The organism is Paraglaciecola psychrophila 170 (genome assembly GCF_000347635.1).
GTDB lineage: Bacteria > Pseudomonadota > Gammaproteobacteria > Enterobacterales > Alteromonadaceae > Paraglaciecola > Paraglaciecola psychrophila.
Map to the genome: position 1 here is coordinate 3,558,947 of NC_020514.1, position 14,188 is coordinate 3,573,134.

Here is a 14,188-nt window from a genome sequence, read left to right on the forward strand (position 1 = left end):
CTTTAGTTATCGAACAACGGCTAAAATAGTATCAAACAAGTTTTGTGCAGTACTGAGCAAGCGCGCTGCTGCCGCATAAGATTGTTGATACCTGACCAAATTTGCGGCTTCTTCATCTAAGCTGACCCCCGATACTGATTGAAACCAATCACTTGACTGAGATTTAAGCGCCTCAGCCGCTTGCAATGCTATATCAGCACTGGCGGCTTGTTGTCCAATATCACTCACAATATTAGCATAAGCCTCGTGAAAACTTGCCGGCGATCCAGAGCCACTATTATTAACTTGCAGACTATTTTTATTCTGCAAGTCTGCCATCGTTAATCCATTTCGATTATCGTTCAACCCGTCTGTGTTATAACCAATTGTGAAAGCATCTCCAGCCTTAGGCTCACCTTGTAAGGACAACTCAAAGCCAGGATAGTCATCTAATGCACTGAAGGCAGCAGGCCACCCAGCACTTCCTTCAGCTTGCGCCATCAAATTATTTAAATCGGTCACACCAGACACAGTAGTAATAGTGTTTCCGGTACTATCTCTGACTTCATATTCATCATTTGCAGTAAAGAAAATCTGTACTGGGGCCCCTACACCACCGGCACCTGTTGGTGAACTGCCTGGACCATGTAAACCACCCGCTCCATCAAAACCAGATGCTTTACTATCAGTGAATGTATTGTCTACAAAATTATTCGTTACTTTAATAGAGACAAGCTCAGCGTCACCTAAATTACCTATATTGGTATCTAATCGAATAGGTGAAGCTAATGCTAAGTCCTCAGGGCGAGTCATTATAACCTCAATTTTATCAGCAGTATTTTTAGTCGGTTGGATTAAAAATTGATCACCTGAGGTATAAGTGGCACCACTGGAAAATTCCAACTCTACCCCACCTAGCATTTTAGTAAAGATACCGGACTGTGCATCTACTGTAGGATAATTCTTGGTGATATCATTACCGTTTACATCTTTAATTATGGTGCCATCGGCATTCAGCGCAGTTACGGTTACATCAAGCGTTGATGGAGCGCCAGGCGTCACACTATTGATGGTCACTTGATAATCTGCACTGCTGATTTCACCCGCAGCACCCGCGGTAATTCGCCCTGTCACCACACTGGCACCATTCGCATTATCAGGGTATTCAAGTCCCACAAACTCTGGAAGTGAAAATATATCGCTACCCAGTTGCTGATCCAGATCCATACCTTGCCGATTTTGAGTGTTAATCGACTCCGTCAGCGCTAGTGCTATTTGCCCTAACTCTCTGCGACTAGTTTCTAATACATCATCTCGATAACGCAGCAATCCACCAATTGCTCCTCCTAACTCGTTTTCATCAACATTTAAGACGGTAGGTTTGCCACGACTAGAAAGTTGTAATGACAGGTAGTTTAAATCTGCGTCATTTTCTACCTCTAAAACATTAAACGATCCATCTTGCATAACCAGTGATTCCCCAGATGTTAAGTTAACCATCACTCGCCCATCATTTCCGGAGCTTTGGCGGACTTCAATAGACACTAAACTGGCTAATTCTAATATGGCACTGTCACGCTGGTTTTTTAAGGTTCCGGGTTCATCATTTGGATTACTAGCTTGATTCACCACGATCGCGTCATTCAAATCAGCAATGGTTTGTACCAGTGAATTCGCGGTCTTAACATGGGCACTAATTTCTAAATTCAGTTCTTCTTCTTTGTCTCGCAAGAAAGCTGACACGGTTCCGATTTGACCAACTAATGATTTTGCTTGACCTAGAACTAGTTGCCTTCCAGCAAGGTTTGTAGGGTCATCCGTTGCCGTTTGTACAGCGGAAAAAAAACGACTCATACTGGCAGAGATGCTATTCGCTTCGCTGGCAAATACGTTATCTATCACCGCCGTTTTGTTATAAAAATTCTCATGTTCACTTTGCAATGTAGTATCACGTCGTAATTGATTTTGTGCAAATACATTCAACACTCGCTCAGTGGTAGACTGTCCGACTCCCCCAGTTAGCTGGCTTTGAAAGCTAGTACGTTCGCGCACATAGCCTTCAGTATTGACATTAGCAATATTGTGACCAGCAGTGTTCAGCAATTCATTACTGGCATTCACACCACTTTTAGCGATAGAAAATAAATCTGCAGTTCTGATATTGTTATTACTGTAAATCATTTTTTCTCGCCCCTATCGCTGAATTTTTCCAGTGAATATTGTTTAAACTGTTCACCTTCAAACACAGCAATAACCTTATTTGCATAATCGGGGTCAGTGGCATAACCCGCTTTTTGTAACTCTGAAAAATAATCTTGTGGTGACTGGCTGTGCTTAACTGCGTCTTCATATCTCGAATTTTGTTTTACAAAACCGACGTAATCTTGCATCGAGTCGGCAAAGGAATCGTACATTCTAAAGGGCGCTTTTTTTGGAGCGGCAACACCTTGCTCAAATTCGATAGTATCGACCATCGCTCGGTCACCCTGCCAACGTCGATCGGCTTTGATACCAAATAAATTGTGAGAATTCTGTCCAGAAGTATTATGGATCATGTGCTGACCCCAACCAGTTTCAATAGCTGCTTGCGCTAACAAAGCCTTCGGGTCTATACCTAGCTCTTCAGCTGCTTGTTGAGCTGCGGGATAAAGCTGCTCGATAAAAGACTGCGCATCGTCAAAAGCTGCAGTTTTAAACGATTGAAAGGTTTTAATTGATTGGTTGCCTAACACCTCTTCTTGGGATTTTTGAGTGCTAGCGATTGCATTTCGATTAATACTAGAAAGATTACCATCACTACGTAAGGCACCAGCAGGCATATACCCGTCAACAGCTTTACCAAGTTGCCGCACAATGATATCCGCTAGCCCTATACTGCCATTACTGGCTAAGTCACTGGCTATCTGAGTATCGTGCATATCTCGATAAAATTTAACTTGTTCTGAGTTAAATGGGCTATCTTTATCCGCCATCACGTCTTGCGCTTTACGCATCGACTTGAGCATCATTTGCACAAAGATAGCCTCAAATTGTTTGGCTGCCTCATCTAATGCTTTACTGTCACCGCTTTGCGCTGCACGGCGCAACGCATCCAAACCTTTAATATCATTAGCATTTCGAGATAATTCAAGTGGGTTTTGGGTAATAAGTGACTGTTCCATAAGATTTTCCAGATAACCTTAAATAACGACCAGGTCGCCTTGTAAGGCTCCTGCTTCGCGTAGTGCTTCTAAGATAGCCATCAAGTCACCTGGTGCTGCACCGACTTCATTCACTGCCCTGACCAACTCATCTAACGTCACGCCGGGATTAAAAGTGAACATACGAGTGTCGTCTAAATTCACGTCAATAATAGATTGAGTCGTCACCACAGTTTCACCATCAGCTAATGTATTAGGCTGATTGACTATTTGGTTTTCAGCAATGGTTACTGTTAGTCCACCATGAGTAATAGCGGCAGGTAAAAGCCGCACATCTTGTCCAATCACGATGGTGCCAGTGCGACTATTGATCACCACTTTTGCAGAGGCTTTAGCTGGGGTAAATTCAAAGTTTTCTAGTGTAGCCAGAAAGCCAACTCTTGCCCCGACACCTCTAGGCGCATTTACCCTGACAGAAGCCGCGTCGATAGGTGTGGCAATAACATAACCTTTGTCTGGGTCAGCCCCTAAACGAGTATTAATGGTGTCAGCCAGGATTTTAGCAGTTGAAAAGTCAGGGTATTTCAAATTGAGTGTTAAATAGTCATTTTGCATAAAGCCACTTGGCACAGCTCGCTCCACTAAGCCACCATTAGCAATACGACCAACAGTAGGCGTGTTGACCACTATTTTTGAACCATCACCGCCTTCTGCGCCAAATCCACTGACCACTAAACTGCCTTGAGCTATAACATAAACATTGCCATCTAATCCCTTTAAGAACGTCTGTATCAGTGTGCCTCCTTGCAAACTCGCAGCTTCACCGATAGAGGAAACAGTGACGTCAATGGATTGCCCTGGTTTGATAAAAGGAGGCAGCAAAGCATGCACAGCAACAGCGGCAACATTTTTAATTTTAGGTTTAAGGTTATTATCTAAGCTGATACCAAAATTCGATAACATGGTGCGAAAACTTTGCTCTGTAAATGGGCTCTGTTCCCCTGTTCCAGGTAACCCCACTACCAAACCATAACCTACTAACTGGTTACTTCTGACTCCTTGAACAGTGGCTAAGTCTTTTATTCTTTGCCCATAAGTCATGGGCGACAACATCAAACTGACTACGATCATCAGGGTAATAAAAGTCTTCATATAATTTTCCTTACTAAAACGGCCAATATTCAGATGAGAAAAAACCGCTTAACCAGCCTTCCTTTTGTGCTCTATCAAAACTACCCGTGCCGCTATATTGGATGCGTGCATTGGCTATTTTGGTCGACTCTATTTCATTAGTTGGGCTAACGTCATCTGGGCGAACGACACCGGTTAAGCGAATGTATTCGTCACCATTGTTCAAGGTCAGCCATTTTTCACCACGGACCAATAAGTTTTGGTTTGCTAGTACTTGCACCACGGTCACTGATATAGCGCCGGTTAAATTGTTACTTTGATTGGCCGAGGCATCACCTGTAAAGTCATTAGATGCATCTAGGCCCATCTGTATAGACTCACCACCAAGGTTGAGGGCATTTCCCCCCAACCCGATTATCGGGTTGACCGCTACACCGGTTGCTTTTGACGTACTGTTACTTGCTGATTTAGTGGCTCGAGTGTTTTCTTGAAGGTTAACCGTAATGATGTCGCCAACACGCCTAGCTTTTACATCCGAGAAAAGGTTATTTGCCATATCAGCTTGAAAAATAGCCCCATCTTCAGCTACTTTTTGGCGTGGGACTTCGGGCCTAATAGGTGCATAAAATGGGTCATTTGGTAATGGTTGATGACTGTTAGTAGATTGGCAACCGCTTAGCATACCTATGCCTAAACATAAGTATGCTAATTTGAATAACGTTGACTTAATCATCACTATTTCACTCTCATTAAAGCTGCTGAATAACCTGACCCAACATCGAGTCAACGGCTGAAATTACTTTTGAGTTCATTTCGTACAAACGCTGACTTTCAATCAAGTTGACGAGCTCTTCTGTGACATTCACATTAGAAGTTTCAAGCGCCCCTTGCAATATAGTGCCAATGCCTTCTAAGCCAGGCACTCCCTGTATTGGCGCACCACTTACAGCCGTCTCAACATATAAGTTCTGCCCAGTGGGTTGCAAACCAGTGGGGTTAATGAAATCGGATAAACTAATCTGCCCCAATACTTGTGGGTCAGCTTGCCCTCTGACAGAAGCAGAGACTTCGCCATCTTGCGAGATAGTTAACTGCTGCGCATCTTCTGGCACGGTGATCGCTGGCTGCAGTAAAAATCCAGCGCCAGGGGTGACTATTTGACCTTGGTCATTAAGCGTGAATTGACCATTTCTAGTGTAAGCAGTGCTACCATCTGGTTGTAATATTTCAAAAAAACCTTTGCCTTGTACCATCATGTCTAAAGAGTTTTCAGTCGTCAGCATATTACCTTGAGTGTGCGCTTTTTGAGTCGCTACCACTTTACTACCAGCCCCTAACATCAATCCAGAAGGTAACTCAGTATCCGCGGAAGAACGGCCACCCGGTTGATTGATATTCTGATAAAGCAAATCTTCAAAAATAGCACGGTCTTTTTTAAAACCCACAGTGCTGGCGTTAGCCAAGTTATTGGATATTACTGCGACATCGGTCTGAGCGGCATCTAGGCCTGTTTTACTTATCCACAATGCAGGATGCATAGATTGTCTCCTAAAATTTTGGTTGTCGGCTCATTTTGCTAACGGTTGTCATAATCAGCTGCGCCACAATTACTTTAGATAATGCGCAACAATTGATTACCACGGGTATCTAGTTCTTTTGCTTGTTTCATCATTTTAATTTGCATTTCATAATGCCGTTGCAAATTGATCATATTGACCATTTCTTCCACAGGGTTAACATTACTGCCTTCAAGCACACCTGTACGAATACTAACTAACGCATCTTCTTCGGCTAATTCGCCCGTTTTTAATCGAAACAGGCCATCAGTCCCCCGTTCCATATCCCGCACATTTGGGTTCACAAACTTAAGTCGACCTACTTCTTCCAGCACAGTTTCGGGCGCGCCTTGAGGTTGAACTGAAAGCGTACCGTCATTCGCTATATTGATTTTGGATAAAGGAACAGGCAAAAATACAAGCCCAAAATCACCAATAACAGTATTACCGTATGAATCTTTGAGTTCGCCGTTAGGGCCTAATTCGAAACTACCATTACGGCTATAAGCTTCATTGCCTTGTGCATCTTGAACTGAAAACCAACCATCGCCTTGTATCGCCAAATCCAGCTCTCTGCCAGTCTGGATCATGGCACCACCGTCAAAATTGTTAACAGCATTTTCTGTCATAGAAAACACTCGCGTCGGCAAACCCTCACCAAATGCGGGCATGGCACGAGCTTGTTCAAGTTGTGCCTTAAAACCAGTGGTTTGCGCATTAGCCAAGTTATTGGCACGAACCGATGCACCTAATAAGTCTTGTTTAGCGCCACTGGCAGCAATGTAAAGTAGTTTATCCATGACAGAATCTTGACCTATTTGGAACTTGGTTAAGATATGTGCAAATAAGATGCCATCTAAGGCTATTAAACTATCTATACGTCAGATATAAAAAAGGCTGCTCGAAAGCAGCCCAATAAAGACATAAATATCAGTATGTTATTAACGAATGTTGAGTACTGTTTGATTTAACTGATTGTTAATTTCCAAGGCTCTTGAATTGGCTTGGAAGTTTCGCTGGGCAATAATCAGGTCAATAAGCTCAGTGGTAAGGTTAACATTTGCCTGCTCTAATGCAGATGAGTTAATATCACCAAAAGTACCAGTAGTGGCTTCGCCGGCTAACGCTTCACCGGAACGAATACTTTCTTGCCACTGAGTGTTACTTTGTTGAGTTAGACCTTGATCATTTGCAAAACGCACCAGAGCTACTCGAATGATGGGTTCAGATGTACCATTTGAATAAGTTGCCCTTACAAGTCCATCGGAATCAATAGCTATCCCTGTCAAACGACCTACAGCCAAACCGTCTTGCTCTAATGAAGTAACTTCAAATGTCGAGGCGAACTGTGTGGGCTCCCCTGATACAGCGGTATTGGAATCCAATACAAAGTTTGTGGTAACAGTCTGACTAGGATCCGAACCGTTGGTTAAAATCCCCCCCCCAAGAGGGACTGAAGTTGCATCACCTAAAACCAAGGGCTCGCCAGCAGAATCAAACATAGCTTGAAAGTCACCACCACTACTAAACTCTAATCTAAATGCGGGAATTTCAGCCCCTAAAGAAGTTGCACCTACGGTATTAACCGCACCTAAAGCACCATCAGCAAGAGGCTGGTCATCTACATAAGTAATCCCTAACCATTGATTATCGTTACCTGGAGTATTATCTTTTAAGAAATAATAAGTCTGTACATGGCTATCACCTAACGAATCAAAAATAGTCACTGACGTTGCTGCGTTATAGGTAGTCGTATCGTCTGGGTCGAAGAAAGCAGGTTCTTTTGCTTCATCTCCTGCGGGTAAATTCATCTTCAGCTTGACTTCAGAAGTAGCTGTAGGTGAGCCTGAAGAGTCTGGAATACTCACGGGTTCGGTGGTACTTAAAGCCACTGATGCTGAAGTACCGTCGGCATTGACCGGAAAACCTAATAAATTGTCACCATTAGAATTTACCACAAAGTTACTGGAATCTAATTTAAACATTCCAGCACGTGTGTAGGAAAAGTCCCTAGAGTCTAAACCAGGCACTGTAGCAAAAAAGCCATTACCGGTGATGGCTAAATCCAAAGCATTGTTAGTAAATTGTAAGCTACCTTGAGAAAACTGTTGAGCTACTTCTTGGGTAATAACACCGTCACCCACTTTAGTTTTGCCGCCTGCCAGCAAAGATTGAGCATATACATCACCAAATTCTGCTCGAGACTCTTTGAAGCCTACTGTATTAACGTTAGCAATGTTGTTTGCTGTTGTATCTAAGTCTCTTTGTGCCGCTGACACGCCACTTAACGCTATGTTAAAAGACATAATTTTCTCTCCTGTTAACCGCCGATTTGAATGACATCTTTAAGTTTGACACTTACATCGCCGTCCAAATTAAGAATAATACCTTGACTACTTGCAGCTACACTTACGCTGCCTACCTGTCTATTTATTGCTGTGGGCAATACTACTGACTCGCCTGCCACATTGCCTTGCGCACGTACCACATAATTGCCAACCGGCATATTATTGCCGTTTACATCAGTTCCATCCCAATTAAACTCAATATTACCTGCTGCTTGGGTGCCGACATTAATTGACTTGATAATTTCACCGGTTTCATTTTCGATGGTAATTTCAAGACCCCCAACACTTTGTTCGGTAATTACTACACCAGAAACATTCTGTCCTTCAGCTGAGATATATCCGATGTCACCTTGCAATAACACTTCTTGACCAATCAAACTGGATGCCTGTAATGCTTGATTAGAGGTCATAGAAGTAGCAAAATCAGTAAACTTGTCGTTAAGCTGCTCTATACCATCAGCCATAGTGAAGCTGGTCATTTGTGCGACCATTTGGTCGTTATCAACTGGCTTTGTAGGGTCTTGATTAGCTAACTGCTCAGTCAATAAAGAGAAAAAGTCTTCCTGGCTCAATGTCTGATTACTGTTATCAGATACCCCAGTTTTTTCTGGTTGCCAGTACAAGTTGGTGTTTAGACCATTGTTTACTGTTTCCACAATTATTCCTCTATATATGACTTGCGGTTGCTACTCATTATTAGTTACCTTGACCGAGTCTTAGCACATTCCTAAAGATTCGTTTAGTGGTATCTGCTATCTGTACGTTTGTCTCGTAGGCTTTAGATGCAGACATCATATCCGCCATTTCCTCAACTACATTGACATTGGGTTTGTAGATATAACCATTTTCGTCCGACATGGGGTGTCCAGGGCTGTACTCAATTTGTAAGGGCTTAGCACTTTCGACTATCCCCAGCACTTTTACCCTGCTGCCCACACCTTGTTGTTCAGATGCTTGACGTAATTCAGCGGCAAAAACAGGATGGCGAGCCTTATATGTCTGGTCATAACTACTGCTGACACTATTAGCATTCGCCACATTACTGGCGGTGGTATTCAGACGTACACTTTGTGCACTCATACCTGTGCTAGCTATGTCCATCACGTTAAATAAACTCATTATTACTGACCTCCACTCAAGGCTTTTTTCATGCCTTTAATTTTACCGTTAAGAAACTCCATTCCTGCTTGATAACGTAACCCATTGTCTAAAAATGTATTTCTTTCAATTTGAACATCAACCGTATTGCCATCACCGGTGTCAGATTGATTTGGGATACGAAACTGCAATTCACCCGTACTTTTCATAGAACCTTTAATATGGTTGTCATGAGTGCGAGTTAAATTTTGACCACTAGATTGCTGTGCGCTTTTCATCGCCTTTTGAAAATCGATGTCTCTTGCCTTGTAGCCTGGTGTGTTTGCATTCGCTAAGTTTCCAGCGAGTACTTCCATCCTGTCAGTTCTGACCTGCAGGGCTTTATGATGAAAGCCCATCAAGTTGTCTAGGTTAATAGCCATGTACTTCTCCTCTATGTACCGAGATGCAGCAAGGACTGTGCCATAGGCAACAATATTAGCAAGATTAAAATAGAGGCAGAGCTCTAAGGTAGGTTTATTGAGGTTTTATAAGGTAATAAAGGCCTGGATTACACCTGACCATGGTAAATTTATCAGTCAAACCTGAAATAGACTCTGATGCGCCAAGGAATAATACGCCGTCATCTTGCAGGCATGCGGCAATCTTTTGCAGTATTTTCTTTTTCACTTCGGGAGAGAAATAAATCAGCACATTACGACAAAATATAATATCGAACTTGCCAAGTGATGTATAACTATCTAATAAGTTGATAGCTTTAAATTTGGCTAAGGCTTTTACGGGTAATTTTAAGCGCAATTTACCGTTATCCGCTGGTTCAAAAAAATCTAATTTGAATTGCTCTGGTAGACCACGAGAAATGGCCAAATGATCGTACTCTGCTGACCGACAACGTTGCAACATCTCTTCGGATATATCAGTCCCAACAATCTCAATACCAGCACGAAAGCTATTTGAGCGTTGTTTCTTGTAATTCAAAATAGTCATGGCAATTGAGTAGGCTTCTTGACCTGACGAACAAGCGGCACTCCATATACGCAAGGGTCTAGTTTTGTCAGAAAACTGGCTAAGTATGGGGTTCTCAAGCAGTTTAAAAGGGTAATCATCACGAAACCATAAGGTTTCATTCGTTGTCATGGCTTCAATGGCGGCAGTTTGATGTTGCCGGTTGCCTTTAATTATTGAGTCTATATAAGCGTTAATAGACTCATAGTTAAACTGTTTGATTAATGGGAGCAGCCTACTACGCACTAAATACTGCTTATTATCCCCTAAAACGATGCCACAGGATCGCTCCAAGAAATAACTAAAAGAAATATAATGTTGCTGATCAAACTCTTTACCTGTCACTCAATGCTCTCTATCAGTATATTTTTGAAAATTCAAAAACAACATATTTCCCATAATCTTAATCAACAGCTCTCAAGGCTTGTACTACTCGTTTCCAAACCATTTTTGGACCGAGGTAGCCAACTCATCTGGGTGAAACTTAGCAATAAAATCGTCAGCACCCACTTTCTCAACCATTGCCTGGTTAAACACGCCACTTAAAGACGTGTGCAGAATAACGTGAAGATTTTTCAGCTCTGGAGTATTTCTTATTTCTGCTGTAAGTGTGTACCCGTCCATCTCAGGCATTTCAATATCTGATATTAGTACACCTACTTTGTCGGTTATATCACCTGTTTCGGCAGCAATTTCTTTTAATCTCTTCAAAGCTTCAAGACCATTTTTTGCTAATTCGATTTCTAGACCGAGTGAAGACAAAGCTTTCTTAACCTGATTACGAGCCACGGAGGAATCATCAGCAATAAATATTATTTTTTCATGTTTATTATCTACTTTTAGATTGCCTGCAACTTCATCACTCAAATCAGTGTTGACAGGTGAAATATCATTCAGAATTTTTTCAACATCCAAAATTTCTATCAACTCGTTTTCAATTTGGGTGACTGCTGTCAGATAACTTTCTCGACCACTACCTTTAGGCGGCGGCATAATAGACTGCCAGTTAGTGTTAATAATACGCTCTACTGAGCCCACTAAAAAACCTTGTACTGAACTGTTGTATTCGGCAATGATAATAAAAGCAGTGCTTAGGTCTTCAATCCTCTTGCCGCCTACAGCCAGACTCATGTCTATCACGGAAATAGTTTGCCCTCGGATGTGAGCAATGCCTCTAACTAACTTATTCAGTCTAGGCATAGAGGTTAAAGGTGGACACTGCAATACTTCACGCACTTTAAATACATTAATACCAAACCGCTGTCTTGTATTGAGCTTAAACAACAACAACTCTAATCTATTTTCACCAACCAGTTGGGTACGTTGGTTGACCGAGTTAAGAATTTCAGACATATATGACTCCAATACGAATTAAAAGCGGCGTAACTTTTGCTTATATCCTACTAAGGTACGATTAAGGACAATTAAACCACAACTATATTGCGCAGAACCGCAACAAATTGACACTTACACGAAACGCATTAACTGAGCTGAGCAATAGCAACTGTAAAGTTTCTAATAAAGCGTCTAAATATTGACGCTTTATGCTTTCGTTCATACGCCCTTAGCATAGACAAATTAACAACAAGTGAACATGAATAAATCACATTATTATCGAGGATTAGCAAGCCTGATCGCAATAACTACTTGTATGTATACTGGTATAACGGCGGCAGATGAAAATAATTTAACAAAACAGCAATTGATCAGGGAGGCAGAAAAATTCGTATTAGGTCAATTAGACCCCGAAAGTATCAAAACCATCGATGTAGAAGCTATGCCTATTGACCAACGGGTTGAGATACCAGAGTGTACTTCCACTTTAACTTTCTCCTCGAGTCCGGAAGCACTAAGCCAGTCGAATGTTTCGGTAAAAGCCCAATGTAATAACAACGACTGGTATATGTTTATGGTAGTAAAAGCCACGGAAACGCAACCGGTTGTGGTTATCTCTAGCGCAGTTAGTCCAGGAACATTATTAACCGAAGATAATATTCATATAATTAATATGGATAAAAAACGTTTAAGAAGAAGTACATTTTCCGATATAGAGGATGTAGTCGGCGCAAGGATAAAACGTCGCGTTTCAGCGGGCAGACCCGTTAACCCAAATAACTTATGTTATGTGTGCAAAGGCGACAGCGTTACTATCTCTGCTGGCAATCCCAGTATGCGAGTAAAAACCAGTGGTGTCGCACTAGAAGACGGTAGAATGGGTGAAACAATTCAAGTGAAAAATAGACGTTCTAATAAAAAAATATACGCCCGAGTATCCAGTACAGGACAAGTAGAAATTGGGATTTAAGTACATCGAGAAACGACAAGCATTAGACTCCATTCAACTACTGCTGAAATAGTGCTGAAATAGTGCTGGAAATGTTTTTTTTTGCTAAAGTATACGTAATCGTTGCCGATAACAAAAACGAGGTTAAACAAAAGGGAGTGAGTATTCATTATGTCCATTAACAACATAAACAACGGTAGCCCAAAAGCGCCAGTTGACAACCAGAGACTCAGTCAGCAACAGCAGGCTTTGAATAACGGTAATGCGCAACAGTCAAGTGTGCAACAAGCAGCAACAGCTGGTGTTCGCCAGGACTCTGTCTCATTGACGACATATGCACAACAACTTAGCCAAGTTCAGAGGAAAAGTACGGAAGCACCTGTCAATCAAGAAAAGGTTGATAGACTGAAAAAAGAGATTCAAAGCGGTGACTATCAAGTTAATCCTGAATCACTTGCTCAGAAGATTTCGACATTAGAATCAGAATTATTTGGTACTAAAGCATAAAGGCAGCATAATGAATGCTGTCCTTATCTTAGGCTAATCTTATGTTTGAATTAAAAAAAGCAATTAAAAGTCAACATGAATTCTTACTCGAATTACAACAGATTCTTGAAACAGAACTACACCTTATCAGTAGCAGAGATGCTGAATCACTGATTAACATGCTTAAAACTAAAGAAGCCTTGCTTGATTCTATACAAAAGCAAGACACTCTTATTGCAGGCCTGTATACCAAATCTAGTCAAGAACAAAAAGATAACCAAGAAGTTGTTGAGTTATTTAATCATGCAAAAGATATGGTTGCTCAATGCAAGTATCGCACTCAAATTAATCAAACAGCAGTAGAACAAGGTCAATTGCGCCTAGAACACCTACGTAATCTTTTATTAGAGTCCAGAGCCAAAGAATCTATGACCTACGATAAAAGTGGACGTACTCAAGGTGGTACTTCTGGTAGCGGGATCAGCGCTTAAATTAACCCTCGTTCAGAACAATAAAAAGTACCGGCGATAAAAAATGGCTCCAGTTCTATCGATAATAAACGTTTTAATCTTCAGATAGTTGCTTTAAGCTAATTCTAATAATAATGGACTTTTTTAACGCGCTTGGGTCGTGCTGTAGATAAGTAGATATCGTTGACCAATTTAAAGTCCAATTCTAACTCAGTCGCATACATGTCATCTCCTACTGGATAACTCTTGACAACTTTTGCACCTCTGATCACACCTTGTACCGAGCTATCTAAACTAGTGTTTTGTATAACCAAACTTGCTAAAGACTGACCGCTATCCACTTTTTGTCCAAACACTTGCTCAGTTAATTCACGATATGCATCTAGCTTTGAGGCCTTGAGTGCCATCAACATTCGACTGGACTCACTAGCCCCATTTTGAACTGAGATAGGTGCATAGCCAACAGCAAAAATAACGGGATAGGTTTCAGGGGCAACGGTTTCCCACTCAACATGTTTATTGAACACACTAGAACAGCCTGTCAAACATAAACTTAAAATTGCTGCAAAAGCTACATATCGGCTGCTTAGATTATTAATACTTAATATGTACATCATCTTCCTTATATCCCGCGATTAACTATATAAACACTATAATTATAATATTTTTTTATAATATTTTTTATAATATT

At 41.4% G+C, this 14,188-nt stretch carries 16 protein-coding genes; 3 read left to right on the plus strand and 13 right to left on the minus strand.

The window, feature by feature from the left end; genetic code table 11:
- Nucleotides 1-6: 6 nt before the first annotated feature.
- The 12 genes from flgK to C427_RS15630 all read right to left on the minus strand — a co-directional run bounded on the left by flgK (nucleotide 7) and on the right by C427_RS15630 (nucleotide 11,610).
- On the minus strand, nucleotides 7-2,160 hold the full coding sequence (gene flgK / locus C427_RS15575) for a flagellar hook-associated protein FlgK (RefSeq protein WP_007637832.1): 2,154 nt from the start codon (nucleotides 2,158-2,160) through the stop codon (nucleotides 7-9).
- Complete coding sequence (gene flgJ, locus C427_RS15580; RefSeq protein WP_007637831.1) at nucleotides 2,157-3,140, minus strand: flagellar assembly peptidoglycan hydrolase FlgJ; 984 nt, start codon at nucleotides 3,138-3,140, stop codon at nucleotides 2,157-2,159. Before flgJ ends, flgK begins: the two co-directional genes overlap by 4 nt.
- An 18-nt stretch (nucleotides 3,141-3,158) precedes the next feature.
- A complete protein-coding gene (locus tag C427_RS15585; RefSeq protein WP_007637830.1) occupies nucleotides 3,159-4,271 on the minus strand; it encodes a flagellar basal body P-ring protein FlgI in 1,113 nt (370 codons plus the stop codon).
- 13 nt (nucleotides 4,272-4,284) lie between these two features.
- A complete protein-coding gene (flgH, locus tag C427_RS15590) occupies nucleotides 4,285-4,932 on the minus strand; it encodes a flagellar basal body L-ring protein FlgH (RefSeq protein ID WP_007637829.1) in 648 nt (215 codons plus the stop codon).
- Between the two features lie 67 nt (nucleotides 4,933-4,999).
- Complete coding sequence (gene flgG / locus C427_RS15595) at nucleotides 5,000-5,788, minus strand: flagellar basal-body rod protein FlgG (RefSeq protein WP_007637828.1); 789 nt, start codon at nucleotides 5,786-5,788, stop codon at nucleotides 5,000-5,002.
- Between the two features lie 74 nt (nucleotides 5,789-5,862).
- Nucleotides 5,863-6,606 (minus strand): flagellar basal body rod protein FlgF, encoded by a 744-nt coding sequence (locus C427_RS15600; protein WP_007637827.1) that lies wholly within the window; start codon nucleotides 6,604-6,606, stop codon nucleotides 5,863-5,865.
- 141 nt (nucleotides 6,607-6,747) lie between these two features.
- Entirely contained in the window at nucleotides 6,748-8,112 is a 1,365-nt protein-coding gene (gene flgE / locus C427_RS15605) for a flagellar hook protein FlgE (RefSeq protein ID WP_007637826.1), read from the minus strand.
- Nucleotides 8,113-8,126: 14 nt separating this feature from the next.
- Nucleotides 8,127-8,810 carry a flagellar hook assembly protein FlgD gene (locus C427_RS15610; protein ID WP_007637825.1) on the minus strand — a complete coding sequence of 228 codons (684 nt, stop codon included), beginning with the start codon at nucleotides 8,808-8,810 and terminating at the stop codon, nucleotides 8,127-8,129.
- 40 nt (nucleotides 8,811-8,850) lie between these two features.
- Complete coding sequence (gene flgC, locus C427_RS15615) at nucleotides 8,851-9,273, minus strand: flagellar basal body rod protein FlgC (protein ID WP_007637824.1); 423 nt, start codon at nucleotides 9,271-9,273, stop codon at nucleotides 8,851-8,853.
- Between the two features lie 2 nt (nucleotides 9,274-9,275).
- Entirely contained in the window at nucleotides 9,276-9,674 is a 399-nt protein-coding gene (gene flgB, locus C427_RS15620) for a flagellar basal body rod protein FlgB (protein WP_007637821.1), read from the minus strand.
- 94 nt (nucleotides 9,675-9,768) lie between these two features.
- Nucleotides 9,769-10,602 (minus strand): CheR family methyltransferase, encoded by an 834-nt coding sequence (locus C427_RS15625; protein WP_007637820.1) that lies wholly within the window; start codon nucleotides 10,600-10,602, stop codon nucleotides 9,769-9,771.
- Between the two features lie 84 nt (nucleotides 10,603-10,686).
- Entirely contained in the window at nucleotides 10,687-11,610 is a 924-nt protein-coding gene (locus tag C427_RS15630; RefSeq protein ID WP_007637819.1) for a chemotaxis protein CheV, read from the minus strand.
- Between the two features lie 241 nt (nucleotides 11,611-11,851).
- Here C427_RS15630 and flgA point away from each other — a divergent pair, with 241 nt between their 5' ends.
- The 3 genes from flgA (at nucleotide 11,852) to flgN (ending at nucleotide 13,518) form a co-directional block, all read left to right on the plus strand.
- On the plus strand, nucleotides 11,852-12,562 hold the full coding sequence (gene flgA, locus C427_RS15635) for a flagellar basal body P-ring formation chaperone FlgA (protein ID WP_226991137.1): 711 nt from the start codon (nucleotides 11,852-11,854) through the stop codon (nucleotides 12,560-12,562).
- Nucleotides 12,563-12,712: 150 nt separating this feature from the next.
- Complete coding sequence (flgM, locus tag C427_RS15640; protein ID WP_007637816.1) at nucleotides 12,713-13,048, plus strand: flagellar biosynthesis anti-sigma factor FlgM; 336 nt, start codon at nucleotides 12,713-12,715, stop codon at nucleotides 13,046-13,048.
- Nucleotides 13,049-13,089: 41 nt separating this feature from the next.
- Nucleotides 13,090-13,518, plus strand: a complete 429-nt coding sequence (gene flgN, locus C427_RS15645) for a flagellar export chaperone FlgN (protein ID WP_007637815.1) — start codon at nucleotides 13,090-13,092, stop codon at nucleotides 13,516-13,518.
- A 104-nt stretch (nucleotides 13,519-13,622) separates the two neighbouring features.
- Here the strand turns inward: flgN and C427_RS15650 are convergent, their stop codons facing one another.
- Nucleotides 13,623-14,111, minus strand: coding sequence for an LPP20 family lipoprotein (locus C427_RS15650; protein WP_007637814.1), 489 nt, complete (start codon nucleotides 14,109-14,111; stop codon nucleotides 13,623-13,625).
- Nucleotides 14,112-14,188 lie beyond the last annotated feature (77 nt).

Bases quoted from the DNA above. Each gene is read 5' to 3' on its own strand.
- flgC (WP_007637824.1), bottom strand. From the start codon at position 9,273: ATGAGTTTATTTAACGTGATGGACATAGCTAGCACAGGTATGAGTGCA.
- C427_RS15585 (WP_007637830.1), bottom strand. From the start codon at position 4,271: ATGAAGACTTTTATTACCCTGATGATCGTAGTCAGTTTGATGTTGTCG.
- flgK (WP_007637832.1), bottom strand. From the start codon at position 2,160: ATGATTTACAGTAATAACAATATCAGAACTGCAGATTTATTTTCTATC.
- flgH (WP_007637829.1), bottom strand. From the start codon at position 4,932: ATGCTAAGCGGTTGCCAATCTACTAACAGTCATCAACCATTACCAAAT.
- flgM (WP_007637816.1), top strand. From the start codon at position 12,713: ATGTCCATTAACAACATAAACAACGGTAGCCCAAAAGCGCCAGTTGAC.
- C427_RS15630 (WP_007637819.1), bottom strand. From the start codon at position 11,610: ATGTCTGAAATTCTTAACTCGGTCAACCAACGTACCCAACTGGTTGGT.
- flgE (WP_007637826.1), bottom strand. From the start codon at position 8,112: ATGTCTTTTAACATAGCGTTAAGTGGCGTGTCAGCGGCACAAAGAGAC.
- flgJ (WP_007637831.1), bottom strand. From the start codon at position 3,140: ATGGAACAGTCACTTATTACCCAAAACCCACTTGAATTATCTCGAAAT.
- flgB (WP_007637821.1), bottom strand. From the start codon at position 9,674: ATGGCTATTAACCTAGACAACTTGATGGGCTTTCATCATAAAGCCCTG.
- flgA (WP_226991137.1), top strand. From the start codon at position 11,852: ATGAATAAATCACATTATTATCGAGGATTAGCAAGCCTGATCGCAATA.
- C427_RS15650 (WP_007637814.1), bottom strand. From the start codon at position 14,111: ATGTACATATTAAGTATTAATAATCTAAGCAGCCGATATGTAGCTTTT.
- flgG (WP_007637828.1), bottom strand. From the start codon at position 5,788: ATGCATCCTGCATTGTGGATAAGTAAAACAGGCCTAGATGCCGCTCAG.
- flgN (WP_007637815.1), top strand. From the start codon at position 13,090: ATGTTTGAATTAAAAAAAGCAATTAAAAGTCAACATGAATTCTTACTC.
- C427_RS15600 (WP_007637827.1), bottom strand. From the start codon at position 6,606: ATGGATAAACTACTTTACATTGCTGCCAGTGGCGCTAAACAAGACTTA.